Origin of the sequence: Streptomyces sp. NPDC001137 (genome assembly GCF_040298885.1) — a bacterium.
Taxonomy (GTDB): Bacteria; Actinomycetota; Actinomycetes; order Streptomycetales; family Streptomycetaceae; genus Streptomyces.
In genome coordinates, this window is record NZ_JBEPBA010000022.1 from 81,650 (window position 1) to 107,522 (window position 25,873).

Here is a 25,873-nt window from a genome sequence, read left to right on the forward strand (position 1 = left end):
GTGGGGCCTTGTGAGCGGTGACTCGCGCCTCCAATACCCGTATCCTCGTCCATATCAGACATTTCGGAAGGGTTGACTGTCGAAGGCGCGAGTGAGGCGGAGCGTGGTTCGGGCCGGCGAAGATCCGATACCGGCGGGGCGTGCGTCAGGCGGCACGGGGCCCGCCAGTTTCCGTGAGCGGTTCCTGCAGGGTGAGCCGGTCGACTCGGGCGTGCGCACGTCGATCCTGAATTCCTGGCGGCGCTGCCGGACTCTGGGGCTGTCGCCGGACCAGTCCGACCTTCCCTTCCGGGAGGACTTCGAACCGGACGGACGGATCGTCCGTGCGGCCGTTCCGGTGCTCGACCGGCTGCAGGCCATGTTCGCCGGCAGCGCTATGAACATCTCCGTCGCCGATGCGAGCGGGACGGTTCTCCTGCGCCGTTTCGGGGAAGCGTCGCTGGCCAGAGCTCTCCCGGCCATCCAGAGTGTCCCCGGGTTCGTGTTCGCCGAGAAGGTCGCAGGTACCAACGGCATCGGTCTCGCCCTTGCCGAGCGCCAACCCATCCGGGTCTATGGTGCCGAGCACTTCGCCGAGCGCTCCCAGGGCAGTGCCTGCCGCGCGCTTCCCGTCCGCGACCCGCTCAGCGGCCGCATCGAGGGCGTCCTGTGCTTCGGCTATCCGCGCAGCGCCGAGGACCCGGCGCTGGACACCGTGATACGCAAGGCGGCCAAGAGCATCGAGCGGCGGCTGCTGGGGCAGAGTTCCTCGCGTGAGCGTGCTCTGCTGCGGGCGTACCTGGACAGCGGAGCCGAGGCCGCCGGAGGTTTTCGGCACCGCACAGGGGTGCGGGAACTGGCCGTGGAGATGAGCCCCCGCGACCAGGCCATCCTCATGGAGAAGGCCGCCGAGCTGATCGCCTGCGCGCAGCGGGCCCGTGTCGACGTGCCCCTGTCCGACGGCCGTCGGGTCACGCTCGTGAGCCGGCCGATGACGAGCGCCTCCGGAGTGGAGGGCTTCGCCATCGAGGCCCTTGCCCCCGGGCCCTCACCCCGCGAGCCCCTCGCCTTCCCGCAGCAGGTCCACAAGCCGCTGGGCCTGTCTGCCGAGCTTGCCGTCGCCACCTCCCTCACGTCCTTCGGGGCTGTTCGCGACGTGGCGCCCGGGCAGCTCCACCTCACCTCGCCGGCGGAGTATCTTCCCGGCACGGAGCACGCCCCTGCCGCCGTGGGCGTCGAGCGCGTCACGGCCGACGACGGCACGACGGACGAACACTCCGACTCCCCGCCCCCGGCGAGCGGGCTCGTGATGGTGGGGGAGCCGCACGTGGGGACCTACGCCCTGGCCGCACGCCGGCGCCTGGAATTGTTGTCCGAGGCCGGCGTCCGCATAGGCACCACCCTGGATGTGCGCAGTACCGCCCGGGAGCTCGCCGAGTCGGCGGTGCCGCAACTGGCCGACTTCGTCACCATCGACCTGCCGGAAGCCGTGCTCCGCGGCGAGGAGTCCGCCGATCCCCGCAGTGAGCTACGCCGGACGGTGGTCCACGGCATCCGTGACGACTGTCCCTTCCACCCGGTCGGCAAACAGGTCGACTACGGTCCGACGATGCCGCAGTCGCGGTGTCTGACGAGCGGCCAGGCAGTGCTGGAACCGGACCTGAAGGCCGCCGCGGGCTGGTTCGCGCAGGACCCCGAGCACTCCGCACAGCTGCTGAGCCACGTCCACTCCCTCATCGCGGTGCCCCTGGTCGCCCGCGGCGCAGTCCTGGGCGTGGCCGGCTTCTACCGCGCGCAGGGCTCGCCGGCGTTCGGGGACGACGACCGGTCGCTGGCCCAGGAACTGGCCGCCCGTGCCGCACTGTCCATCGACAACGCCCGGCGCTACACGCGCGAACGCGCCATGGTCCTGGCCCTGCAGCGCAGCCTGCTCCCGCACGGTGTGCCGGACCAGGACGCCGTCGAGGTCGCCCATCGCTACCTGCCCGCCGAATCCGATGTGGGAGGGGACTGGTACGACGTCATACCCCTGTCCGGCAGCCGCATCGGGCTCTTCGTCGGCGACGTCGTCGGCCACGGCATGCTCTCCGCCGCCACCATGGGGCGGCTGCGCACGGCCGCCCGCAGTTTCGCCGAACTCGACTTCCCCCCGGACGAGGTCCTCACCCACCTCGACAAACTCGTGGGCCGCCTGGACCGGGAGGATCCCGACGCCGTGGACGCGGGCATCATCGGCGCGACCTGTCTCTACGCCATCTACGACCCGACCACACAGCAGTGCGCCATGGCCCGCGCCGGCCATCCCCCGCCCGCTCTGGTCCGCCCCGACGGCACCGTGTGGTTCCCCGACCTGCCCGCCGGACCACCGCTCGGCCTCGGCGGTCTGCCGTTCGAAACCGCCGAGCTCGACCTCCCTGAGAACAGCCGGCTGGTCCTCTACACCGACGGGCTCATCGAGGACCGTCACCGCGACGTCGACGTGGTCCTCGATCAGCTGAGCGCCACGCTGGCCCAAGAGAACGGCACGCCCGACGAGACCTGCGAGGCGATACTCGACACGGTGGCCCCCGCCCACCCCTGCGACGACATCGCCCTGCTCGTCGCCCGCACCCACGCCCTGGACCCCCAGCGGATCGCCACCTGGGACCTGCCCGCCGATCCGGCCCTGGTCAGCGAGGTGCGCGCCTCCGCCACCCGGCAACTGACCGATTGGGGACTCGACGAGGCCGCGTTCGCCGCCGAACTGGTGCTCAGCGAGCTGGTCACGAACGCCATCCGCCACGGCTCAGGGCCCATCCGGGTACGGCTGCTCCATGACCGCACCCTGATCTGCGAGGTCTCCGACACCAGCAACACCGCCCCGCACCTGCGCCGAGCGGCCAGCACCGACGAGGGCGGCCGCGGCCTGTTCCTCGTCGCGCAGCTGACGCAGAGCTGGGGCACGCGCTACACCCAGCAGGGCAAGGTCATCTGGGCCGAATGCGGGCTCGAGGGGACCTGAGGCGCCGACCCCGACGATTCGCTGCTCCGTCGGGGTGACAGGGAGCGGCCAGATGTCCCAAAACATGCGACATGAGCAGCTAATGTCACTGATGCGCATCGGGAAGAACACGACAGGTCCAACCCCGGAGAGGTCCGTGCACGAGGCCCACGACACCTCTGCGCATGCGGTGCCGCCCTCCGGGGCGGAACCTCTGGTCCGTGTCCGCGGACTTGCCAAGCGCTTCGGGGGAACCCTCGCACTCGCCGGGGTCGACCTCGATGTCCACGCCGGCAGCGTCCTCGCCCTCCTTGGCCCCAACGGAGCCGGGAAGTCCACGGTCATCAAGGTGCTCGCCGGCGTCCACCACGCCGACTCGGGGCAGGTCACCGTGGCCGGGCACCCGCTCGGGAGTCACGCCGCTTCCCGGCACATGTCCTTCATCCATCAGGATCTCGGCCTGGTGGAGTGGATGACGGTGGCCGAGAACATCGCTCTGAGCGCCGGGTATCGGCGCCGGGCGGGACTGATCTCCTGGCGGCTCACCCGAGAACACTGCACCGAGGCCCTGCGGGTCGTCGCCGGACATCTCGACCCCGACACGCCGATCTCCCGCCTCGCCCCGGCCGAGCGTTCGCTTGTCGCCGTCGCACGAGCCCTGGCGGCACGGGCAAGCCTCATCGTCCTCGACGAGCCGACCGCCCGCCTGCCCGCCGCGGACTGCACCCGGCTGTTCCGGGTGCTGCACACCCTGCGCGACCAGGGGCACGGCATCCTCTACGTCAGCCATCGCCTGGACGAGGTGTACGAGGTCGCCGACACCTTCGCCGTACTGCGCGACGGACGCCTGGTCAGCCACGGCTCGCCGGCGAGCCACCCTCCTGCCCGCCTGGTGCGCGCCATCACCGGCGAGGGGCCGACCGATCACCGCCCCGCCACCACCCCGTCCGGCGGCCCGGCCATCCTGACCCTGGACGGGGTGCGCACCCCAGACGCGGGACCGGTCAGTCTGGAGCTCCGGCGGGGGGAAGTCCTCGGCCTGGTCGGCCTCACGGGCGCCGGACACACGGGCCTCGCCCGAGCCCTTGCGGGCGCCCGGCCCCTCCTCGGCGGACGGGCCCTTCTCGGCGGTCGCCCGTACCGTCCCCGCACAGTCGCGGACGCCGTCGGACGGGGTGTCGCCCTCGTACCCGGCGACAGACAGCGGGAGGGCTGCCTCCCCGAGCTGACCGTACGGGAGAACCTCCTGGCCAACCCCCGGGCGGGAGGCATGCCGGCGCTGTGCTGGATCAGTCCCCGCCGCGAACGCGCCGAGGCCGGCACCTTGATCGAGCGGTTCTCGGTGCGTCCCGACGACAGCGAGGCTGCCATCGCCACCCTGTCCGGGGGGAACCAGCAGAAGGTCATGATCGGCCGGTGGCTGCGGCCGGCCCTGCGCCTGCTGATCCTCGAGGAACCGACGGCGAGCGTGGACATCGGTGCCAAAGCCGCGATCCACCGCCTGCTCGACGAGGCGCTCGCCGCCGGCCTCGCGGTCCTCCTCATCTCCAGCGACTTCGAGGAGGTCGCGGGCGTGTGCCGGCGCGCCCTCGTCTTCGTCCGCGGATCCGTGACGACCGAGCTGAGCGGCCCGGCCCTCACGGTCACCGAGCTCACGCGGGCTGCTTCGGCCCTGCCCCCCTCCACAACCGCGGCGAATCCGTGACCGGCTCCCCCTCTCCGGCTGCGCCCCCGCCACGGCCGCGTCGCTCGGGACCAGCGAGGCGACTCGCCCGACTGCACGGCCGTGGCGGGCAACTCATCGGCGCCTACGGCCTCCTGACCCTCACCGCCCTGCTCTTCCTGATCTTCTCCCTCACCCTGCCGCGTACCTTTCCCACCCGGGACACCGTCGACTCGATCCTGTCCAACCAGTCGATCCCGGCCGTCCTCGCACTCGCCGCGATGGTCCCCATCGTGACCGGCGCGTTCGACCTCTCCATCGGCTACGGTCTCGGCCTGGCGCACGTCATGGTGATGCAGCTCGTCGTGGACGCCGGGTGGCCCTGGCCGCTCGCCTGCCTCACGGTGATCGCCGGAGGGGGTGTCGTGGGCGTCCTCAACGGTGTCGTCGTCGAATTCGGACGGATCGATTCGTTCATCGCCACGCTGGGAACCGGCAGCATGATGTACGCGGTGACCGGATGGGTCACCGGCGGCGGCCGGATCGTCCCCGGCCCGCAAGGCCTCCCGGCCGCCTTCACCGACGTCTACGACTCGACGTTCGTCGGCCTGCCGGTTCCCGCCTTCTACGTGCTCGCGCTCGCGGTCGCCCTCTGGGTGGTTCTGGAGCGGCTGCCGCTCGGCAGGTACCTGCACGTCGTCGGGTCGAACCCGCGCGCCGCCGACCTGGTCGGCATCCCGACCCGCAAGTACACGGTCTACGCCTTCGCCGCGTCGGGACTGATCGTCGGCTTCGACGGAGTGCTGCTCGCGGCGCAGCAGCAGATCGGCAATCCCAGCGTCGGACTCGACTACCTGCTGCCCGCGTTCGTGGGGGCCCTCCTCGGCTCCACCGCCATCAAACCGGGGCGCCCCAACGCCCTGGGCACCCTCGTCGCCGTCGCCGTCCTCGCCGTCGGCCTCACCGGCATCGCCCAGATGGGCGGCGATTTCTGGACGGTCCCGTTGTTCTACGGCGGCACCCTGCTCCTCGCCGTCGGACTGGCCGGCTACTCCGCTCGTCGCCGACTGCGCACCGGTGCGATCGTCGCCCGCGATGTGCCCGCCGTGACACAGGGCGACGGCACGCCGGGCAGCCCTCCATGACCCACGCCGCGGGCACCGCCGGTGTGCCCGGGCGGCATCCTCCGCAAGGAGCTTCCGTGCACCGCAACCGCAACACTTCCACCGTCCGCAACGCGGGGTTCACTGCCACCGCCCTGGTGGTCGCGGTCTTCGTGCTGGCCGGCTGTGAACGCGGCTCTTCGAGCGGCCCGGCGCACTCCACCTCGGGTGCGAGCGGCTGCCCCGCGGCCCAGACCAGGGCCCAGGCCGCCGTCAGCCGGGCGGAGCGGACCGACATCGCCTGGAACGGACCGACCAGCGGTCCCACCGCGGTGGCCGGCAAGTCCATCGTCTACGTCGCCCAGACCATGACCAATCCCGGAGTCGCGGGCGCCGCGGACGGCGTGCGGAAGGCCGCGCGCGTCATCGGATGGCACGTCCGGGTGATCGACGGTGGCGGCACACCCGCCGGCATCCAGGCGGCGATGAGCGAGGCCGTGGACGTCAGACCGTCGGGCATCGTCATCGGGGGCTTCGACCCGGGCTCGACCTCGCAGCAGGTGGCGCGTGCGAACGCGGCAGGCATCCCGCTCATCGGCTGGCACGCGGTCGCTTCCCCCGGCCCCAGCCGGCGCCCCAGGCTCTTCACCAACATCACCACCAAAGTCGAGGACGTGGCCAGAGCCAGCGCGCAGTGGGTCATCGCGAGCTCCGGCGGCACCGCCGGGGCCGTGGTCTTCACCGATGCCTCGATCCCCTTCGCCAAGTACAAGTCCGACCTGATCAACAAGGAGCTGGCCACCTGCGCGGGGGTAAGGCTGCTGGCGTACGAGAACATCCCGATCCCGGATGCCGGCAGCCGCACGCCCCGGGAGATCTCCTCGCTGCTTTCCCGCTTCCAGGAGAGATGGACCCATTCCGTCGCCATCAACGACCTGTACTTCGCCGATGCCGCCCCGGCGTTCCGCGCGGCCGGCAAGAGTGGTTCCGGCCCGCCCTTCAACATCGGCGCCGGCGACGGCGACCCCTCCGCCTTCCAGCGCATCAACAGCAGGCAGTACCAGGCGGCCACCGTGCCGGAGCCGCTGTCCCTGCAGGGGTGGCAGATCGTCGACGAGTTCAATCGCGCCTTCTCGGGCCGGCCGGCCAGCGGGTATGTGGCCCCCGTCCACATCAGCGCGGCCGGCAACAGCCACGGCGCCACGACCTGGGATCCGGCGGGATACCGGGAGGCGTACCGGAAGATCTGGGGCACGTGACGGTGGCGGCAGGCACTGGTCAACGTGGCGGGGCGTACTCGGTCAGCAGGAGCGCGATGTCGTCCGCCCTGTCGGGGGAAGCGCGGCAGGCATCCCGCAGCAGTCCGTCGGCCAGATCGTCCAGGCCGCCCCCGCCGAGCCGGGCCAGCGCCCCCCGGAGTCGCTCGATGTCGGAGCCGATGTCCGAGTCGCGCCTCTCGATCAACCCGTCTGTATAGAGGGCCAGGACCGACCCGGGAGCCAGACGCAGTTCCGACTCCGGAAAGCGTGCCGTCGCGTCGATGCCGAGCAGGGGGCCGCCGGGCACATCCAGGATCTTGGTGTGCCCGTTGGGCAGGCGCAGCAGGGGCGGCAGATGGCCCGCGCGGACGATGCGCACGATCCCCGAGCGGGGATGGAACTGGGCGAAGCAGCAGCTGGCGAGGAGCACCGGGTCGAGGTCCATGTGGAGCCGGTTGGTGCCGGCGGCGACGTCGCTCGGTCGGTGGCCGGCGGCGACGAATGCCCGCATGGCGCTGCGCAGTTGGCCCATGGCGGCCGCGGCGGGGACGTTGTGCCCCTCGACGTCCCCGACGATCAGTGCGACCTCGTCGCCGGTGGGGATGACGTCGTACCAGTCGCCGCCGATGTCCATCCCCCTGGTGCCCGGTAGATAACGCCCGGTGACGCGCAGCCCCGGCAGAGTGGGCAGCCGGTGCGGCAGCAGCGCGTCCTGCAGACCGCGGGCGAGGGCGAATTCGGCGTCGTAGAGCCTGGCGCGTTCCAGAGCCTGGCCGATCAGGCCGCCCAGCGCGGTGAGGACTCCGCGCTCCTCGTCGGGGAACCGGTGGATGTCGTCGAAGCCGAGAATGCAGGCGCCGACCGGGTGGTTCGAGGCGATCAGCGGCAGGAACGCCCAGGAGTTGGTGTGGCCCACAATGAGCCCGGGGTAGCTCTTGAGGAGCTGCTCCCGGGACTCGATGAACAGCGGGACCCCGGAGGTCAGCGCGTCCGTCACGGGCAGCCGGGCGTGCAGCGGGGTGCCTTCGAACCGGGCGAGATAGCGTTTCGAGTAGCCGCGCTGAGCGAGCAGGTGCAGGCGCTGTTCCTCCACCACGGTGATCGCCAGCTTCTGGCCGCCGAAGGCCGGCAGCAACTGTTCGGCGACGGCATCGAACACCTCCTGCGCGGTGGCGGCCTCGGTGAGGGCGCTGCCCAGCGTGAGCACCCGGTAGAGGGAACCCACGCGGGGGGCCGCGGGCGGAGGCGCCGAGGAGAAGGGCGGCCCCTCCTCGGTGACCGGTGCACCGGGTCCGGTGCCGGCCGGCACGGGCTGCCGCACTCGTGAGGCCCATCCCGTCATGCCCTGAGCGCCGGGGTGGAGGGAGAAGACCAGCCACTCGTCCGGCGGGCGGCGGACCAGGAAGGAGACCGGTTGCTGGGAGACGGCGGCGGCCCGGTAGCGGTCCTCGTACACGGGATCGGCCAGCCAGGGCAGGATGTCCCAGGGGCGCCGGCCGAGCAGTTCCTCCTGGCGGACCCGCAGCAGATCCTCGAGGCTGTGGTTGGCGTAGGCGAGGCGCCCGTCGGGGGAGAGCGCGAAGAAGCCGTCCGCGAGCTGCTCGATCGCCGCCACGGCGGCCATGCCGCTCCCGGAGTCCAGCACGGCGCCGACCAGGTGGCAAGAGGGCTCCGGGTTGTCGGGGCTCTCGGGTACCCGGCCCCACAGCTCGACGACGCGGTGTCCACCATGGTCGTCCAGGATGCGCAGGCGGTGGGCCAGTAGGTGTCCCTCCTCGACCGCGGCGCGGGCGGCGGACCGAAAACCGGGCAGATCCGTCGGCTCGATGCAGGCCTCCAAAGTGGCCGCCCGACCGTCGAACGCGCGGGGCGCAATCCCGAAGATCGCGCACAGTTCGTCGTCGACAGTGAGGGCTCCGGTGTCGAGGTTCCAGTCGAACAGGCCCACCCGGATCGCCGGAGCGGACGGCAGCGGGACCAGTACCGGAGCCGTCCGCTCGTCGTACTCACCGAGCGTGCCGCGGGCCCGCAGTCCGGCGAGGGCGGTGCCCAGCCGGTCGGCGACGGAGCGCAGCTGCGCGCGCTGCGCCCTCGACAGTCCGGTTCCGTCCGGCCTGGGCGTCCACACCACGGCGATGGCGCCGAAGGTCCGCTCGCCCGCCCGTACGGGGACCGATGCGGAGCCGAACGGGTAGGGCAGGGCGATCGAGAGCTGGGGGAAGCGCCGCATCGTCTCCTCCGCGCCGGCCAGGTGGACCATGCGCCCGGAGCGGCACGCCTCCGCCACCGGCATACGGCTGTTGACCGGGATCCGACGCCACCCGCTGAGCAGGGAGGGCGGTGTCCCGCAGGACGCGGCCACGACGAGCGAGCGACGGTCACCAGAGAGCAGGAACACGCTTCCCGTATGCGCTCCGGTGACCTCCACGGCATGGACCACGGCCCTCACCAACGCGTCGTCGCGCTCGGGCGCTTCACCGACACCCGCGGCGCTGAGCGGGTATGAACTCGATGCCATACCGTTGGCCGACACGCTGCCCTCGATCATCCATGGAGTGCTTTTCCCAGTTTAGGGTCATTTGCACCTCTCTGTGGATGCATGTCGGACTGGTACGGGTGAGCCGGTTTTGTACCTACAGGCCAGACGGAGCGGGGGAACGATCGCCTCACCGGGCCGCTGGACATGTACGCAGGGTGGTGGTTTCCCTTCTCTCCTGGTCCGTGAGTGCAGCGGCGATTGAGAAGGGGGCCTCCGGGGGGACACATCGCTGCGTGGCTTTGGCGAGGTGAGGTGGTGATGTGCGGGTGGGTGGTGCCGAGCGCTGGTTGCGTCGGTATCCGGGTGGCGGTGGCGGCCGTCGTGGCGGGGAGCGGCTGCGGTTTGTGGTGCTGGGCAGTCGGCCGGCGCGGAGGGTGGGATCGGTGGCGCGTGCCCGGAGGGCGGGGGTGGCCGGGGGGAGAGCCGGGGAGGGTGTGGTGGTCGCCCGGGGGCTGAGGGTGGGGGCTGCGTATGGGTGGCGGCTTTTGGTGGTGGGGGTGGTCGCTTATGCGTGTTTCGTGATGCTGGGGCGTTTGCAGCTGGTGGCTGTGGCGCTTTTTCTTGCTCTGGTGGTGACGTCAGTCCTGCGTCCGCTTGTGGATCTGCTGGACCGGTGGCTGCCGAGGGCGCTGGCGGTGGTGGTGGGTGTCGCGGGAAGCGTGATGGCGGTCCTTGGGCTGCTCGCCCTGGTGGGTGAGCTGGTGGCGAGTGAATGGGGACGCTTGGGGCGGGAGTTCGGCGGGGGAGTGGGGCGCATCGAGCGGTGGCTGCAAGGGGCTCCTTTCCATGTGAGTCCCACGGTGATGTCGGACCTTCAGGGCAAGGTGGGTTCTTATGTGTCCGCGCATCGCTCGGCTTTGGTCAGCGGTGCGGTGAGCGGGGCCGGCCGGCTGGTCGAGGTGTTGACGGTTGGGGCACTCGCGCTGTTTTGTTCCGTGTTCTTCATTTATTCCGGTGACCGGTTGTGGTCTTGGTTCAAGGGGGGTCTGCCGCGGCGGGCGGGGGATGCGTTAGGCCGCGCGGGTGGTGCGGCGTGGCGGACCTTTGCCGGGTACACGCGGGGCATCGTGATCGTGGCGGCCACCAATGCGGTGCTGGTCGGCATCGCCCTGTTCGTACTGCGGGTGCCGTTGGCGCTGCCGCTGACATTGCTGGAGTTCTTCGCCGCGTTCGTCCCGCTGGTGGGATCGCCGATTGCGCTGGGGATGGCCACGGTGGTGGCCCTGGCGTCGCGCGGCCCGGTCATCGCGATCGTGGTGCTGGCGCTGATCGTCGTCGTGGGCCAGATCGAGGGCCATGTGCTGCATCCGCTGGTGATGAGCTGGGCGGTGCGGCTGCATCCGGTGGTGGTGGCCGTCTCGGTGATCGCCGGCGGTGTCCTGGCCGGGGTGGTCGGTGCGGTCGTGGCGGTGCCGATGGTGTCGGTGGCATGGGCGGTGGTCAGCGAACTGCGCGGCCCCTGGGCGGGGCAGAGAGACGGTGCCTAAGGGCTCGTGGGCCATCGGCATGTTGCTTCCCTTTCGGAGTTCGGGGATCTGCGGATGTCGAGAACGTGTCACCGGCTCCGTCCCAGGGACATCAGCGGCCACCACCGGCCGCACGAGGAAGAAGGAGAAGACAGCATGGCGATCCAGCGGATGGACAACGTCGGCATCGTCGTCGAGGACATGGATGCCGCCATCGCGTTCTTCGTGGAGCTCGGTATGGAACTGGAGGGCAGGGGGGAGATCCAGGGACCGTTCGCCGACCAGTGCACCGGACTCGACGGCGTCCGCTGCGACGTGGCGATGATCCGGACCCCCGACGGTCACAGCCGGCTCGAGCTGGCGAAATACCACAGCCCCGCGGCGATCAGCGCCGGGCCGCGCAACCGCCCGCACAACATTGTGGGCACGCACCGCGTCATGTTCGCCGTCGACGACATCGAGGACACCGTTGCCCGCCTGCGTTTTCATGGCGCCGAACTCGTCGGCGGGATCGCCCGGTTCGAGGACAGCTATCTGCTCTGCTACGTCCGCGGCCCGGAGGGCATCATCGTCGGACTGGCCGAGCAACTGCGCTGAGCAGGCCGCCAGAAGCGTTCACCATCGACGCCGTGTGCGAGCGGGCCGAGGTCGCACCGCCGATCTGGCAGAGACGGCCGTGCGCCACCTGCTGTCTGCCTGACGGCGTTTGGCCCGAACCTCAAATCTGCGGCACCGCTGTCTCGCGGCGTCACCACACAGTGACGGGATCGGCGCGCTCACACGCCCCACCGGAGCACCCGGTTCAGCGGCGCGGGATCACGACGGTTAAGGCCTCGCCGCGCAGGCCGACGAGAACTACGGTGCTGGGGTGACTGATCTTGAGGTGATGGCACGTGGGCTGGTTGGCGGCGAACGCTCCTTTGAACAGCTGAGATGCCATCCGCGGCTTCCTCTGGTGGCCTGCTTGGACTCCGAGCGTCCGGCAGTCCACATCTGGGACTGCGGCGCGGGGCGGCTACGCGAACTCGGCTCCGTGGGCCTCACGTCGAACACCTATGGAGAGGCCTTCGGGTGGGAGCGGGCAGAGCGGACGCCCGCTGTGGCGTGGCATCCGGAGCAGCCCCTGCTTGTGGTGGCAGGGGAGGGCGGACTGCGGCAGTGGACTCCTGCCGGGGTTTCCGAACCGGAAGGTGCTTCGGCCACGGCCTCCTACCGCAGTCTGGCATTCAGCCCGGACGGGCAGACCCTGTGGGGTTCACCGTCGTTTCGCGACGAAGGCGACGGGTGGGAGAGCTCGGACGTCCTCGACCTTGCCTCCGGGACCATCGGTGCCGGACCCGCGTGGGACACAGGAGTCGCAGAGCATCCCGGGGGCGGACTTGTTGCCACGCTCTCCAGCGACCAGGGGGCCACCCACTGCCTTTTCGCGCGCGTCGATCAGGAGACCGCGTCTGCCGTGATGCGGCCGCTGCGCCGGGCGCTGATTCTGGACTGTGACGGCTACGAGACTCCGCTCTTCAGCGCAGACGGACGTCATATTGCGATCCGTGGCAACGCGTACGACCACTCGGTGGAGGTTTTCGAGTTTCCTTCGCTGCACCGGGTTCTGGCCACGACTCTCGGCGACCCCAGCCCTGGTTATCCCTACCCGCAGGAGTGGCTCGACCAGATGGAAACCTGGTCGCGTCACAACATCGCCTTCGGGCTGCGACCGGGCGTGCTGTGGATCGCAACGCCCACGGGGGCGTTGGTCGAGGTGGACGTCGAAACCCGCAAAGCGGTCGAGCACGATGTACTGACCGGGTCTCGCTTGTCCGCGCTGGCTGCCACGGCGACCGGTGAGCTTCTCGTCGCCGGCAGTGGGGGAGATCTGGTGCTCTTGTCCGTGCTCTCCGGCTCCACGCAGACCTGGACCACGAGCAGGGACATCGCCAGGGCTGCAGCCGTGGCGTTCCTGGAGTCCACCGCCGAGATTCCGGACGACGGCGACGACCTGGAGTCGCACCTCGTCCTGACCGACGGAACCCGCACATGGGAAGCAGACGATCTGGCGACGGTGACCGCCGCCGACGCAACCGATCCGACCTGGCTTCGACTTCAAGCCGCCATCAACAAGGCACAACTGGAGAGCGAATAGGCGGTGGAACGTGATGCACCGCCCGCGACGGCGGTGCATCGGCTGCGGCGGCGGCATCCATTCCTCACCACTGAGGAAGCCGCCGCGCGGCGCTCGATCACCTCACGCTCGGGTCGCCGTGCGTTGTCGAACACCCGTCGAAACAGCCGTCGAAACACCCAATGTTTTCCGTGGCCTCAGGACATAGTGAGGACGTTCTCCTGCACTGCAAAGGAAGTTGCGTCACAAGACTAGACACAGGCAACGTTCATATCCGTTAATCCATCCCATGTCGCAGTGGAGACGAGCGATGGAGCCGAACCCCATATGGATCCCGAACCTCCTTGCCGAGCCGGGCTGTTGTCATGCCCAAGGTTTTGAGTTCGGGCGGGGTTCCGACGATCGAAGAGGACGAACCACGGTGCCGGATGAGCCTCGCGCGCATCACAGGGCCGACGGCGGCAGCGCTCCGCAGTGGAACGGCTCGAGCGTGGCCGACCGCTAGATCGCTGCCTCAACTCGTTCGTTCTGGTCCTTCGGCTTGCTCGACACTTCGACCGACGTTCGACATGACGAACATTAACTCGAGGGATGCGAGGTTCCCATGCACACAAGACCGTTCAGCCGCAGACATCTGTCTGTGATGCTCGCCGCCGTGGTCGCGGCCCTGATCTCAATGGCTGCGATGCTCGTCGCCAACCCGGCTCAGGCGGCCACCAGCGGCGCATTGCGCGGCACTGGTTCCGGCCGGTGTCTCGATGTGCCGAACGCCGGGCAGGCCGACGGCACCCTCCTGCAGATCTGGGACTGCACGGGCGGGTCCAACCAGCAGTGGACGCTGACGGACAGCAACCAGCTGACGGTTTACGGCAACAAGTGCCTGGATGTTCCGGGCCATGCCACCACTGCCGGAACCCGGGTGGAGATCTGGGCCTGCAACGGCGGCGCGAACCAGCAGTGGCGGGTGAACGCGGACGGCACGGTCGTCGGTGTGGAGTCCGGGCTGTGCCTGGACGTTTCGGGCGCCGGTACGGCCAACGGCACGGCGGTGCAGCTCTGGAACTGCACCGGCGCCGGCAACCAGAAGTGGACCGGCCTGTCCGGGACGTCCAACTCGTGTTCCCTTCCGTCGACCTACCGGTGGAGCTCGACCGGTCCGTTGGCGCAGCCGTCGAACGGGTGGTACTCGCTGAAGGACTTCACCAACGTGACGTACAACGGCAAGCACCTGGTCTACGCGACGAACTCCTCGGGATCGGGATGGGGTTCGATGACGTTCAGTCCCTTCACGAATTGGTCCGACATGGCCTCGGCCACGCAGACCGGTATGAGCCAGGGCGCTGTGGCGCCCACGCTGTTCTACTTCGCGCCCAAGAACATCTGGGTGCTGGCCTCACTGGGCTGGGGCACCGCCTGGCCCTTCACCTACCGCACGTCCAGCGACCCCACCAACGCCAACGGCTGGTCCGCGCCGCAGCCGCTGTTCACCGGCAGTCTCCCCAGCGGGAGCGCGATCGACCCGACCCTGATCGCCGATGGCCAGAACATGTACATGTTCTTCGCCGGTGACAACGGCAGCATCTACAGGTCGAGCATGCCGATCGGGAACTTCCCGGGCAGCTTCGGCTCGTCGTACACGACGGTCATGAGCGACACGGTGAAGAACCTGTTCGAGGCGCCGCAGGTCTACAAGGTGCAGGGCCAGAATCAGTACCTCATGATCGTCGAGGCTCGGGGTGCGAGTGAACAGCGCTACTTCCGCTCGTTCACGGCCTCCAGCCTGAGCGGTTCGTGGACGCCGCAGGCCGCCACCGAGTCCAACCCGTTCGCGGGCAAGGCCAACAGCGGTGCCACCTGGACCAACGACATCAGCCACGGTGACCTGGTCCGCAACAACCCCGACCAGACCATGACCATCGACCCCTGCAACCTGCAGCTCCTCTACCAGGGCAGGTCTCCCAACTCGGACGGCGCCCCGTACGAGCAGCTGCCGTACCGACCGGGCGTGCTCACGCTGCAGCGCTGAACACCGCACCGCGCCGGGTGAGGCCGCCGGTTCCGTCGGCCTCGACGGTACGCAGGGCTGAGTGCCGTAGCGGCCGGCTACGGCACTCAGGCTTCCCCTGACTGTGTTTTTGGCAACCGGCGCAGCCTTGCCACCAGTACGGCATTCGAGCTCGGCACGGGAACCGGCGTCCTCGCTGCGGTCCTTGCCCACCGGGGTGTCGCACGAGTCGTGGCCACCGACATAGTCCGCGCGCCCTTGCCTGCGCCAGGGAGAACGTCCACCGCCTCGCGCTGAGTGACCGTATCGAGGTGTCGGGCCCCGGCCTGTTCCCGTCAGGCCGCGCCGACCTCGTCGTGTGCAACCCGCCCTGGCTTCCTGCCCGTCCGGCCGGTCCCATCGAGCAAGGCGTCTACGACCCTGACAGCACCATGCTCCACAGCTTCCTCGACGGACAGTCCGCCCACCTCCGCCCAGGCGGGGAGGGCTGGCTCATCCTGTCCGACCTGGCAGAGCACCTCGGCCTCCCGGGCCGGAGGGCATTCCGGAACGCGCCGTAGGCGTACTCCCGCCGGGGGAGTTGGCGGTCGGCCGAGGATCCGGGAGCCGCTGCACTCCGGTGAGGATCCCTCTGCCGCCGAGCGCCGCATCCAGCGCTTACGGCCCGCCCAGCACGGAGCACTCCTATGAGGGCCGGCAGGGGACGAGCTTGTCTGCGGGACCGCCCCGCTGCGGCAGCAGGTCCGCCCGCCATCGATGGTCTCCCGGGATCCGAGCCCGGAGCGGGGCCGGATCCCGGGAGTGGGGGTTATCCAGCGGTCAGGGTGGTCCACTTCTGGTTGTTGCCGCCGTTGCAGTCCCACAGTTGGAGCTGCGTGCCGTCGGTCGTGGAGAAGCCCGGAACGTCGAGGCAGCGGCCGGAGGCGGGGTTGCGGTAGCCGCCGTTGTAGGGCTGCCAGACCTGGTTGGCGCCGCCGTGGCAGGCCCACAGTTGCACCTTGGTGCCGTTGGCGGTGGCCCCTCCGGCGGCGTCGAGGCACTTGCCCATGGAGCGCAGGGTGCCGTCGGTGTAGGCGGACCAGAGCTGGTTGGCACTGTCGCCACAGCTCCAGGTCTGGACGGCGGTGCCGTCGGCGGTGTTGGCGCCGTTGACATCCATGCACTTGCCGGCGATGCCGGACTGCACACGCGCCGGAGCGGGGGCGGGGTTCCTCAGCCACCCGGCGCCGTCCGCGGACTGGATGCCGCGGTGGAAGGCGTCGGCCATCTTCTGGTAGCCCGAGTCATTGGGGTGCAGGGGGTCGGCCAGGTCGGCCGTCGTCAGGCTGCTCATGTCGACGAATCCGACGTGTTTGCCCGCGGCCTGGGCGTCGCTGACGATTTGCCGGGTGGCCTGGTTGTAGGCGCCCCGGAACTGTTCCTCCGAGCTGCTGGTGGACACGACCAGGGAGGCGACGAGGACGGTCGCGTCGGGAACGTCGGCGGTGATCTGGTTGACCAGCGACCTCAGCCGGGCGATGGCGGTGTTGACCTCGGAGGCCCCTTGGAGGTCGTTGGTACCGATGTGCAGTGTCACGACGTTGGGCCGGTAGCGGGTCAGCGAGGCGTCGGCGAGTGCGGCGATCTGGTCGATGCGGTAGCCGGAGTGGCCTTCGTTGTCGGGGTCGGACATCGAACCGTTCCGCACCGTGCCCACGAAGTCGAGCGGATGGCCGTCCGCCGCGAGCTGGTTCCACAACGGCCCGCGGTAGCCGTTGCCGGTACTGCTGCCCACGCCCCAGGTGATCGAGTCGCCCAACGGCATGACCCGCAAGGGCGTGTTGGAGGCGGCGGAGGCGGGGGCCACCCCTGCCGCCGTCACCCCGAGCGCGACAGCGACAAGCGTGATCAGCGGTATTAACCAGGTTCTTCTCATGCAGCGTCCCTTCTGCGAGTGCGAAGCGCACCCGTATGGGATACCACGACGCCGACTTAGACATCCCATGAATAGCTGGAAGTCTGGGACCGATGGCAAGGAGGGGCTGTTTTCTGTCTCGTTACCCCTGTTGACATCCCATGTCTTGCCGTCCTGGCCGCCAGGTGGAGCGACGAGGGACCAGTGCGGGTGCGACGAGTCTGCGCCGGTCCACGCCGCTGCGGCCGTTGATGACAGCGATCAGCAGGTCGACCGCTTCGGCGCCCACCTGGTCCGGGCAGAGGCTGACGGTGGTGAGGGGCGGGGTGGTCGCCGCGTAGTCGGGGTCCTCGCTGACGCAGGCCACCAGCAGGTCTCGCGGCACCCGCAGGCCGTGTTGGCGCGCGGCGGCGAGGATGTTGTGGCCGGAGTCGGAGTAGACGCCGATGACGGCGTCGGGTTGTGGATCGTGGCGGAGCAGCCGGCTGACCGCGTTCTGCTCGGCCGTGAAGTAGTCGGGCAGCGTGGCGTATTCCTCGAGGAGGACGGGCCTTCGGTGGTCGCCGCACCAGGACCGGTAGGCGTCCGCGATCAGATGCGGATACGCGTCGTCGTGAACCGGCAGGGACAGCGCGATCCGCCGGGCGCCGGAGTGCGTGAGGTGGTCGAGCAGCAGGCGCACCCCCGCTCCGTGGTCGGCGTCCACCCATGCGTCGCGCCAGCTGCACTCGGGCGGGCGGCCCTCGCTGATCATCGGTATGCCGCGCTCCCGCAGGATGGCACGCACCGGGTCCTCGGCACGCGGTCCGACGTGGATGACGCCGTCCATCGGCGTGTTGAGCCACATCCACGGCGACATCGAACTCGGCATCACCGTCAGCAGGTAGCCGCGTTCATGGGCCGCCGCCATGGCGCCCAGTGCCAGTTGTGCGTAGTACGGGATCTCGATGTACGGGACGGGCAGGTCGCCGTACGTCGTCATGGTCAGGCCGAGGACTCCGGTTCTGCCGCGGGCCAGGGCACGGGCCGTACTGGCCGGGGCGTATCCGAGTTCGCGGGCGGCGGCGAGCACGCGCTGCCTCGTCGCCTCGGAGAGCCGGCCGGTGCCGTTGAGCGCGTTCGACACCGTGGCGGTGGAGACCCCGGCTCGTGCGGCCACGGCGCCGAGCGTGGGACGCCGCCAGGCACGCGAGCTCGTCATGTGTACCTCAACAGCCCTGTGACGGCTTGTGGTTAAGCCCTTAATCACGCAGCGTACCCAGCGACACCGGCCGGGACGGTCGCCGGGTGAGGACCCTGGGGTTCTCGAGGCCTGTGTGCCGGGCGCGAGTGCGTCACTTGGACAAGAGGGGAAGCGGTGGAGGCGACGATTTCGCAGGTGCGGCAGAGCACCATACCTCCGGTGGTCGCGGCGCGGCGGGCGCTGTGGACGTTCGTCATCGTCAACTTGGTGATCGTCGAGGTCTTGTTTCTCACCGCCGGGACGGGCCAGAACGGGGTGCTCACCGTCGCCAAGTTCTTCGGCCTGCACGCCGCCGTGCTGATGTTGTTCCAGCTGCTGCTGGTGGCCCGGCTGCCGTGGCTCGACCGCCGTATCGGCATGGACCGGTTGACGGTGTGGCACCGGTGGCTCGGCTTCACCTTGCTGTGGACCGTCCTCACTCACGCCGTGCTGATCGTGCTGGGCTTCGCGAGGCTCGGTGACACGTCGATGGCGAAGACGTTCTTCTCGCTGGCCGGAGTGCCGGCCTCCCTGCTCGGTATGTGCGCCGCGGCGATCGTCGTCGTGATCGCCGCGGTCTCCGCCCGGTATGTGAGGCAGCGGCTGCCGTACGAGGTCTGGCACGGCCTGCACCTGCTGCTCTACGTGGCCTTGGGGCTGGCGTTCGTTCATCAGTTGCAGGAGACCACGACCTTCAGCTCCTCCGCGTTCGCCAAGATCTACTGGTGGGCCCTGTGGCTGTTCGCGTTCGGTGCCCTGGTCGCGGGGCGGATCGTCATACCTGTGTGGCGCAACGCCTATCATCGGTTCGAAGTCTCGGCTGTGGTGCCGGAGTCGGACGACGTGGTGTCGGTGCATGTCACCGGCCGCCACCTGGACAGGCTGCCTGCCCGGGCCGGCCAGTTCTGCATCTGGCGCTTTCCCGGGCACCACCACTGGTGGCTGGCGAACCCGTTCTCGCTGTCGGCGGCACCCGACGGCCGTACGTTGCGCCTGACCGCCAAGGCGGTCGGCGGTACCAGCGCCGGTCTGCGGCACCTCCCGATCGGGACCCGCGCGTTCGTCGAGGGGCCGTACGGTGCGTTCACCTCGTTGCACCGGACGCGGCCCGGCGCGCTGCTCATCGCTGGAGGGGTCGGGATCACGCCGGTCCGGGCCCTGCTGGAGGAGGAAACGCCCGGCGACGTCGTCGTGCTCTACCGGGTGCGCAGCGAGAACGACGCCGTGCTGGCCGACGAGGTACGAGACCTGGTCGCCGACCGCGGTGGGAAGCTGCACCTGCTCACCGGCCGTACGAGGGAAGGGAGTTCGCCGTTCGGACCGGACGCTCTCCTTGCACTGGTTCCCGACATGGCCGAACGCGACGTGTACGTCTGCGGCCCCTCCGGGATGACCGCGGCCGTGCTCGGCTCACTGCGCACGCTGAAGGTTCCCCAGCGGCAGATCCACGCCGAGCGGTTCGGCCTGGCCTGAGCCGCCCGCGACGGTATCGATCGAACACACCGAGGCTGCATGCAAACGCCGAGCGCTTGCATGCAGCCTCGAGTTCGCTCCTGCCGGGATCACGGCATTTCATGGATCATCCGCGAGAAGTTCACCTTCCGCGCTTCGCGCAGGCCGGTATGCACACCATGATCGATCCGGATGGGACCGTCTTCTGAGGACAACCGGGACGACGACGGCGCACCGCCTCACTCCGGCCGAGGCACGTCCCACGCGGCAGACGATTTCGATACAGGGAGACAATGATGAGCGTTCTTGACGGCATCCTCGCGGGAGTTCGCGAAGACCTGGAGGAGCGTAAGCGGGCGACGCCGCTGGCGGAGCTGCGCTCCCGGGTGGCCGACGCGGCACCCGCGCTCGACCCGCTGCCCGCGTTCCGGGCACCCGGGGTGTCCGTCATCGCCGAGGTGAAGCGAAAGAGCCCCAGCAAGGGTGCGCTGGCCGACATCCCCGACCCTGCGTCCCTGGCGGCCCAGTACGCGGCCGGCGGTGCCGCCGCGATCAGTGTGCTGACCGAGCGCAGGCGTTTCGGCGGCTCGCTCGCCGATCTCGACGCCGTACGCGCCCGGGTCGACGTGCCCGTCCTGCGCAAGGACTTCATCGTGGACCCCTACCAGCTGTGGGAAGCCCGCGCACACGGCGCCGACCTTGCGCTCCTCATGGTCGTGTCGCTGGACGACGGCCAACTCGCCGATCTGATGGGGCTGTGCAAGGAGTTGGGCCTCACGCCGCTCGTGGAGGCACACACGGCCGACGAGGTGCGGCGTGCCGCTGCCGCGGGGGCCGAGCTTCTCGGCATCAACGCCCGGGATCTGACGACGCTGGACGTGGACCGCAACGTGTTCGCCGACCTCGTGACGGCCATCCCCGAGGCCACGGTCAAGGTCGCGGAATCGGGAGTGACGGGACCCAAGGACGTCGCGGAGTACCGCGGTTGGGGAGCCGACGTGGTTCTGGTCGGCGAGGCACTGGTCCGCTCGGGAGACCCGCGCACTGCCGTACGCGAGTTCATCGAGGCGGCCGGGGCGTAAGGCCGACGGACCCGGTGGCAGACCTCAGTTGGTTGGTGAGGAGAGGCCGGCCGTGGAGGTCTCACCGCGGGCGAGGGCGCCTCCGGCCGGCACGGATCTGCCCATCCCTTCTCTACGGCGTCGGAGCGGGACGCGTGGCTCAGGTCTCGGCGGCCCCGCCGCGGTGACTTCGCGCCACGCGACGGGGCCGGGGGCCTTGGCTCACGACCCCGATGGATACCGGCTCTCCCCGTCGATCACGCTCATGACGACCCCCGGTCACACCGCAGAGGACGCCAGCACCCTGGTCACGGCCGATGAGGGCCTGGTGGTCCTGACCCATCTGCGGTGGACCGCCGAGGGCCCGGGCGGCGACCGCTTCGCCCCCGACCGTGTTCGTGTTGTCGGCGTCGACACCCCTCTGACGATGCGTCCCACTGCCGCGCGCCCGTGGCCGCCCGCCCGCGACCTGGCATGATCGATGCGTGACCAGTGGACTGCACAGCAAGTACGTCCTGTTCGACGTCGACGGCACGTTGATCGACGCGGTGAGCAACCAGCGCCGGGTCTGGGGGAGTTGGGCGGAGCGATACGGACTGGACGCGGACGAGGTCTACCAGGTCGCCCTGCGGACGCGGCCGGTGGAGACGTTCGCCCAGGTCGCTGCCGGCCGCGATCCGCAGGAATGCCTGGCCGTACTGCACGAGTTGGAGGACGAAGACGTCCGCTCCGGAGTCTATGCCGCTTTCGACGGCGCGTCGGAGCTGCTCCACGGCCTGCCCCCCGGGGCCTGGGCGCTGGTGACCTCGAACTACGAGCACCGGGTGCGCGGGCGTTTCCAGCGGACGGGCCTGCCGATGCCGGCGGTGATCGTGGATGCCGCAGCCTTGGCGGAGGGCAAGCCCTCTCCCGTCCCCTATCTTCAGGCCGCCGAACGGCTGGGAGCGGAGCCCGGAGACTGCCTGGTCATCGAGGACGCCCCGTCCGGAGTGCGGTCCGGGCTGCGGGCCGGGATGACGGTGTGGGGGGTGAACGCCGCCACCGCCGTGGAGGGCGTGCACCGCCACTTCGTCAGCCTGCGCGAGGCGGTCCCGCACATCCTGGCCTTCGTCACCGGGAACCACGGGGGTGCCGCAGCAGCCTGAACCGTTCGGCAACCGCTGCCGGTCGCCTTCGTAACCCCGACCAGGATGACAAGAACCCCTGCGGCCTGGTCAATCCGGAGCAGGCCGAAGGCACCGACGTCAGGAACCATGTTTGTCGGTTGAGGCGGGTTCCTTGCCCGGCCCGGTCGGCTGGTGCGTGAAGACCACGACGTGCCAGGTGCCCTGCTGCCGCGTCACGGTGAAGGTGTCCTGTAACGGCTTACCCGCCTTGTCCTCGGCCACAAGGCGGGCGGAGCCGGTGTCCGGGCCCATGTCGTGCTCGATCTGCACCTCCTTGATCTTCCATCCGCGCCCGCCCCGGTCCGCGAGGATCTGTGTCGCCTCCTGCCTTGACCACTTCGCGTCCGGGACACCGCCGACGGCCATCAGGTCCGTGGCACTGCGGGAGTTCAGTGCGGTCACATAGGCTTCGACGGCCTCGCGCGCCCCATCGGCGGATGCCGAACTCGAAGGGCTTGGGGGTGCGGCCTTGTCGTCAGGGGCAGGGGACGAGCAGCCCGATGCGACGGCCAGAGCGACCAGCACGGCCACGAGTCCCAGACGTTCCACAGCGCACTCCTTGGTTGTCCTGTGAGGGGGTCGGCAGCTTGTCACTGTCCACCTCCCCCCCTCGCACCCACACGCCGTAGTTGACGCGTCCGTTACGGCACGACGACGTAGTGGCATCCTTGGCCGTTTCGCCTGTTCAACCTGTTCAACCTGTTCAAGCAGACGAGCGGGTCAATGGGCTCGAAGCACGTCGAGTGCCGTAAGGGCCACGTGGAGTTCCGTGCGCTGGGCGCCGGATTCGAGGTCGCAGTCGAGCAGACGCTCGATGGTGCGCAGGCGCTGGTACATGGTTTCGCGGGAGAGGCCGCCCCGGCGGGCGGCGGTGGTCTTGTTGCCGGCGGCCTCGAGGTAGTGGCGCAGGGTCGCGAGCAGCTCGGTGCCGTGGTTTGTGTCGTGGTCGATGAGCCGGCTGAGCTGTCGTTCGGTGTAGTCCTGGAGCCGGGTGTCCTGCCGGAGGGCGTACAGCAGCCGGCGCAGGCCGATGTCGGACAGTTCGTGGAAGGAGCGGTCAAGGGGGAGGGGCTGGCCCGGCGGAGTGGCCTCGGCGACCCAGGCCGCCTCACGGAAGGAGCGGGCAGCGTCGGCGAGTTCCCCGACCTCCGAGCCGACGCTCACGACCGCTTGCGGGGCGACGCCCAGGGCCGCGTCGCACAATCGCTCGAGAACGGGGCGCCAGGGCTGGGAGGGGCGCAGAGCCAGCAGAACACCGAGCCGTGCGGGGGCCAGCTCGCCGACGAGCGCCGGGATGCCTGCCGTGCGCAGCTCCTCGAACAGACGGGTTTCCAACTCGGCTCCGGGTTCCTTTCCCCGCTGCCCCGAGCTCACGTCCAGCAAGGTGGCGAGGTAGCGGCCTCGATCCGTGGGCAGGCCCAGTGCCGAGCAACGGGCGACTGCGTCCTGGGCGGAGCGGTGGCGTTGTTCGACCAGGTCGCGCAGGGCGTTTCGGTGTGCGCCACGTTCCCAGGGCGTGGAGTGGATGAGGCGGGCGACGGTCAGCGCCATGGCCGTCCTCTCCAGCACGATGGTGTCCTCAGGGCCGAAGGCCCCTCCGTCGCCGGTGCGGGCGGGCAGCATGGCCACACGGCCCCAGCGTTCGCCCTGGTACTCGACGGGTGCCGTAAGCCAGCCCTCCGGGCCGCAGATCGCCGCAGGATCGCCGGGACCGGTGGCTCTCGAGCGCTGTTCCCAGTCGGCGAGCGCTTCCTCCACCGTGGTTGCGGACGGTTCGCAGATCAGGGCCTGATGCACCAGGTTCTCCAGGACGACCGTGCGGCCGCTCATCTCCGCCGCCGCGCGCACCACGTCCTCCGGGCCGGCTCCGCGCAGCGTGAGGGAGGTGAATGCCTCGTGGATGCGCTGCGTACGGCGCATGACGTCTGCCTGGTTGCCCAGCAGAAGCGCGTGCACGACCTGGGTGACCTCGAGGAAGTTCACGTCCTTGGCCAGAGTGACGAGGGGCAGGCCGTGCACATGGCAGGCGTCGACGAGCGCCTCCGGTGGGCGGTGATAACGCCGTACGAGTTCGATGACCAGGGCCGCCGCCCCGATGCCGGCGAGTTCGTCGACGTACCGGCGCACGCCGGCCGAGTCCTCCGGAAGTGGCATACCGGTGGTGAGGACGAGTTCGCCGCCCTTGAGGAAGGACGCGGGGTCTGTCAGTTCGGTGATGTGGACCCATCTGACCGGCCGGTCCAGGTGACGCAAGCCGGTGACGACCTGAGGCTGTCCGGCAGTCAGGACGGGGAGAGCCAGGACGTCGGCCACGGTGAGCGGACGGATGGGCCCCTGGCCGGCCGGATGGCTGTCGTTCACGATGTCTCCATGGAGGCCGTGCCGCGGGCCTCCCCTTCGCACCTTGTCGGGCCCCGCGACAAGACACCGTCGTTCGCAGCCGACCTGATCCGTAAGAGAGGCCCGGGCTGAGCCGAGAGCTCGGGGGAGTGCCCGGTCACTGTGACAAGCGTCGCTGACCTGCGCAAGAGCGCTCCGTGGACGAGCGGCGTCCGGCATGGCACGACGTGGCCTGACACAACGTCCGGATATCGCGTCCCGGCCGGACAGATCGCGCCTCGGCGCGGCCCTGGTCCGCCGAGATGCTCGGGGGAGTGCAGCAGACCGAACACCGAGGCCGGGAGACGAACATGACCGCACTGTCGCCGCACCTTCGCCAGGCCACCCCCGTCGTGGCGGCCCGGGGCGAGGGCGTCCACCTCTACGGCGAGGACGGCCGCCGCTACCTCGACTTCACCGCCGGCATCGGCGTCACCAGCACCGGCCACTGTCACCCCAGGGTCGTGGCGGCCGCTCAGGAGCAGGTCGCCACCCTCGTCCACGGCCAGTACACGACGGTCCTGCACCAGCCGCTGCGCCGCCTCGTCGACAAGCTCGGCGAGGTGCTGCCGGCCGGCCTGGACAGTCTGTTCTTCACCAACTCCGGCAGCGAGGCGGTCGAGGCCGCACTGCGGCTGGCCCGCCAGGCCACCGGCCGCCCCAACGTGCTGGTCTGCCACGGCGGTTTCCACGGCCGTACCGTCGCCGCCGCCTCCATGACCACCTCCGGAACCCGCTTCCGCTCCGGGTTCTCGCCGCTGATGAGCGGAGTGGTCGTCACCCCCTTCCCGACCGCCTACCGCTACGGCTGGGACGAGGACACCGCCACCCGCTTCGCGCTGAAGGAACTCGACTACACCCTGCAGACCATCTCCTCGCCCGCCGACACCGCCGCGGTCGTTGTCGAGCCGGTGCTCGGCGAGGGCGGCTACGTGCCCGCCACCCGCGCCTTTATGGAAGGCCTGCGCGAACGCGCCGACCGCCACGGCTTCCTGCTGATCCTCGACGAGGTGCAGACCGGCGTCGGCCGCACCGGCCGCTTCTGGGGCCACGACCACTTCGGGGTCACGCCCGACATCCTCGTCACCGCCAAGGGCCTGGCCAGCGGCTTCCCCCTGTCCGGGATCGCGGCCTCCGAGGAACTGATGAGCAGAGCGTGGCCCGGCTCGCAGGGCGGCACCTACGGCGCCAACGCCGTTGCCTGCGCGGCGGCCTGCGCCACGCTCGACGTCGTGCGCGAGGAGAAACTCGTGGAGAACGCCGAGGCGATGGGCAAGCGGCTGCGCACCGGACTGGAGGCGGTCGCGGAGCGTACTCCGGCCATCGGCGACGTGCGCGGTCTCGGCCTGATGCTCGCCTGCGAGTTCGTCACCGAGGACGGCAGCCCCGACCCCGACACCGCCGCCCGCGTACAGCGGGCCGCCGTCGACGAGGGCCTGCTTCTGCTGCTGTGCGGCGCCTGGAACCAGGTCGTCCGCATGATCCCCGCCCTCGTCATCGACGAGATCGGGGTGGACGAGGGACTCCGTGCGTGGGCGGCAGCGGTCGAGGCCGGAACCGCGGGAGCCGCACGGTGATGACGGACACCA

At 69.9% G+C, this 25,873-nt stretch carries 18 protein-coding genes and 1 pseudogene; 14 read left to right on the forward strand and 5 right to left on the reverse strand.

All coding sequences use genetic code 11. The annotated features are described in order from the left end of the window. The first annotated feature begins 103 nt into the window (after window positions 1–103). The 4 genes from ABT254_RS34220 to ABT254_RS34235 all read left to right on the forward strand — a co-directional run bounded on the left by ABT254_RS34220 (window position 104) and on the right by ABT254_RS34235 (window position 6,984). Window positions 104–2,980: a SpoIIE family protein phosphatase gene (locus tag ABT254_RS34220; RefSeq protein WP_351478897.1), complete on the forward strand. Its 2,877-nt coding sequence runs from the start codon at window positions 104–106 to the stop codon at window positions 2,978–2,980. 136 nt (window positions 2,981–3,116) lie between these two features. Beyond that, complete coding sequence (locus tag ABT254_RS34225; RefSeq protein ID WP_351478900.1) at window positions 3,117–4,664, forward strand: sugar ABC transporter ATP-binding protein; 1,548 nt, start codon at window positions 3,117–3,119, stop codon at window positions 4,662–4,664. Beyond that, complete coding sequence (locus ABT254_RS34230) at window positions 4,661–5,767, forward strand: ABC transporter permease (protein ID WP_351478903.1); 1,107 nt, start codon at window positions 4,661–4,663, stop codon at window positions 5,765–5,767. Before ABT254_RS34225 ends, ABT254_RS34230 begins: the two co-directional genes overlap by 4 nt. Before the next feature lie 56 nt (window positions 5,768–5,823). Next, window positions 5,824–6,984 carry a substrate-binding domain-containing protein gene (locus ABT254_RS34235; protein ID WP_351478905.1) on the forward strand — a complete coding sequence of 387 codons (1,161 nt, stop codon included), beginning with the start codon at window positions 5,824–5,826 and terminating at the stop codon, window positions 6,982–6,984. A gap of 19 nt (window positions 6,985–7,003) precedes the next feature. Here ABT254_RS34235 and ABT254_RS34240 read toward each other — a convergent pair whose 3' ends face one another. Beyond that, window positions 7,004–9,532 carry a SpoIIE family protein phosphatase gene (locus tag ABT254_RS34240; RefSeq protein ID WP_351478908.1) on the reverse strand — a complete coding sequence of 843 codons (2,529 nt, stop codon included), beginning with the start codon at window positions 9,530–9,532 and terminating at the stop codon, window positions 7,004–7,006. Window positions 9,533–9,783: 251 nt separating this feature from the next. On the opposite strand from ABT254_RS34240, the gene ABT254_RS34245 reads away from it, so the two are divergent. The 5 genes and pseudogenes from ABT254_RS34245 to ABT254_RS34265 form a co-directional block, all read left to right on the forward strand. Next, a complete protein-coding gene (locus ABT254_RS34245; RefSeq protein ID WP_502972091.1) occupies window positions 9,784–11,010 on the forward strand; it encodes an AI-2E family transporter in 1,227 nt (408 codons plus the stop codon). Window positions 11,011–11,145: 135 nt separating this feature from the next. After that, on the forward strand, window positions 11,146–11,586 hold the full coding sequence (locus ABT254_RS34250; protein WP_351478914.1) for a VOC family protein: 441 nt from the start codon (window positions 11,146–11,148) through the stop codon (window positions 11,584–11,586). Between the two features lie 271 nt (window positions 11,587–11,857). Then, window positions 11,858–13,126, forward strand: a complete 1,269-nt coding sequence (locus ABT254_RS34255) for a WD40 repeat domain-containing protein (protein ID WP_351478917.1) — start codon at window positions 11,858–11,860, stop codon at window positions 13,124–13,126. Window positions 13,127–13,709: 583 nt separating this feature from the next. Then, entirely contained in the window at window positions 13,710–15,131 is a 1,422-nt protein-coding gene (locus ABT254_RS34260; protein ID WP_351478920.1) for a non-reducing end alpha-L-arabinofuranosidase family hydrolase, read from the forward strand. 138 nt (window positions 15,132–15,269) lie between these two features. Beyond that, window positions 15,270–15,664 (forward strand): annotated as a pseudogene (locus ABT254_RS34265) (methyltransferase); the annotation flags it as partial. A gap of 254 nt (window positions 15,665–15,918) precedes the next feature. On the opposite strand, the gene ABT254_RS34270 reads toward ABT254_RS34265, so the two are convergent. After that, the gene (locus ABT254_RS34270) at window positions 15,919–17,025 is read right to left on the reverse strand and encodes a ricin-type beta-trefoil lectin domain protein (protein ID WP_351478923.1); all 1,107 of its coding nucleotides are present in this window, start codon (window positions 17,023–17,025) and stop codon (window positions 15,919–15,921) included. A 121-nt stretch (window positions 17,026–17,146) separates the two neighbouring features. Beyond that, window positions 17,147–18,205, reverse strand: a complete 1,059-nt coding sequence (locus tag ABT254_RS34275) for a LacI family DNA-binding transcriptional regulator (RefSeq protein ID WP_351478926.1) — start codon at window positions 18,203–18,205, stop codon at window positions 17,147–17,149. 177 nt (window positions 18,206–18,382) lie between these two features. On the opposite strand from ABT254_RS34275, the gene ABT254_RS34280 reads away from it, so the two are divergent. From ABT254_RS34280 to ABT254_RS34295, 4 genes are all read left to right on the forward strand, one after another. Further along, a complete protein-coding gene (locus ABT254_RS34280; RefSeq protein WP_351478929.1) occupies window positions 18,383–19,699 on the forward strand; it encodes a ferredoxin reductase family protein in 1,317 nt (438 codons plus the stop codon). A 275-nt stretch (window positions 19,700–19,974) separates the two neighbouring features. Continuing rightward, entirely contained in the window at window positions 19,975–20,760 is a 786-nt protein-coding gene (gene trpC, locus ABT254_RS34285) for an indole-3-glycerol phosphate synthase TrpC (protein ID WP_351478932.1), read from the forward strand. 244 nt (window positions 20,761–21,004) lie between these two features. Then, on the forward strand, window positions 21,005–21,217 hold the full coding sequence (locus ABT254_RS34290; protein ID WP_351478935.1) for an MBL fold metallo-hydrolase: 213 nt from the start codon (window positions 21,005–21,007) through the stop codon (window positions 21,215–21,217). A 7-nt stretch (window positions 21,218–21,224) separates the two neighbouring features. Continuing rightward, window positions 21,225–21,884: an HAD family hydrolase gene (locus ABT254_RS34295; RefSeq protein ID WP_351478938.1), complete on the forward strand. Its 660-nt coding sequence runs from the start codon at window positions 21,225–21,227 to the stop codon at window positions 21,882–21,884. Window positions 21,885–21,983: 99 nt separating this feature from the next. Here ABT254_RS34295 and ABT254_RS34300 read toward each other — a convergent pair whose 3' ends face one another. Together ABT254_RS34300 and ABT254_RS34305 are read right to left on the reverse strand one after the other, a co-directional pair. After that, the gene (locus ABT254_RS34300; protein ID WP_351478941.1) at window positions 21,984–22,454 is read right to left on the reverse strand and encodes a hypothetical protein; all 471 of its coding nucleotides are present in this window, start codon (window positions 22,452–22,454) and stop codon (window positions 21,984–21,986) included. Window positions 22,455–22,625: 171 nt separating this feature from the next. After that, complete coding sequence (locus tag ABT254_RS34305) at window positions 22,626–24,266, reverse strand: PucR family transcriptional regulator (RefSeq protein WP_351478943.1); 1,641 nt, start codon at window positions 24,264–24,266, stop codon at window positions 22,626–22,628. A 329-nt stretch (window positions 24,267–24,595) separates the two neighbouring features. Between ABT254_RS34305 and ABT254_RS34310 the strand changes: the two genes are divergently transcribed. Then, the gene (locus ABT254_RS34310; RefSeq protein WP_351478946.1) at window positions 24,596–25,861 is read left to right on the forward strand and encodes an aspartate aminotransferase family protein; all 1,266 of its coding nucleotides are present in this window, start codon (window positions 24,596–24,598) and stop codon (window positions 25,859–25,861) included. Window positions 25,862–25,873 lie beyond the last annotated feature (12 nt).

Bases quoted from the DNA above. Each gene is read 5' to 3' on its own strand.
- ABT254_RS34290 (WP_351478935.1), top strand. From the start codon at position 21,005: ATGACGACCCCCGGTCACACCGCAGAGGACGCCAGCACCCTGGTCACG.
- ABT254_RS34260 (WP_351478920.1), top strand. From the start codon at position 13,710: ATGCACACAAGACCGTTCAGCCGCAGACATCTGTCTGTGATGCTCGCC.
- ABT254_RS34310 (WP_351478946.1), top strand. From the start codon at position 24,596: ATGACCGCACTGTCGCCGCACCTTCGCCAGGCCACCCCCGTCGTGGCG.
- ABT254_RS34250 (WP_351478914.1), top strand. From the start codon at position 11,146: ATGGCGATCCAGCGGATGGACAACGTCGGCATCGTCGTCGAGGACATG.
- ABT254_RS34240 (WP_351478908.1), bottom strand. From the start codon at position 9,532: ATGATCGAGGGCAGCGTGTCGGCCAACGGTATGGCATCGAGTTCATAC.
- ABT254_RS34275 (WP_351478926.1), bottom strand. From the start codon at position 18,205: ATGACGAGCTCGCGTGCCTGGCGGCGTCCCACGCTCGGCGCCGTGGCC.
- trpC (WP_351478932.1), top strand. From the start codon at position 19,975: ATGAGCGTTCTTGACGGCATCCTCGCGGGAGTTCGCGAAGACCTGGAG.
- ABT254_RS34270 (WP_351478923.1), bottom strand. From the start codon at position 17,025: ATGAGAAGAACCTGGTTAATACCGCTGATCACGCTTGTCGCTGTCGCG.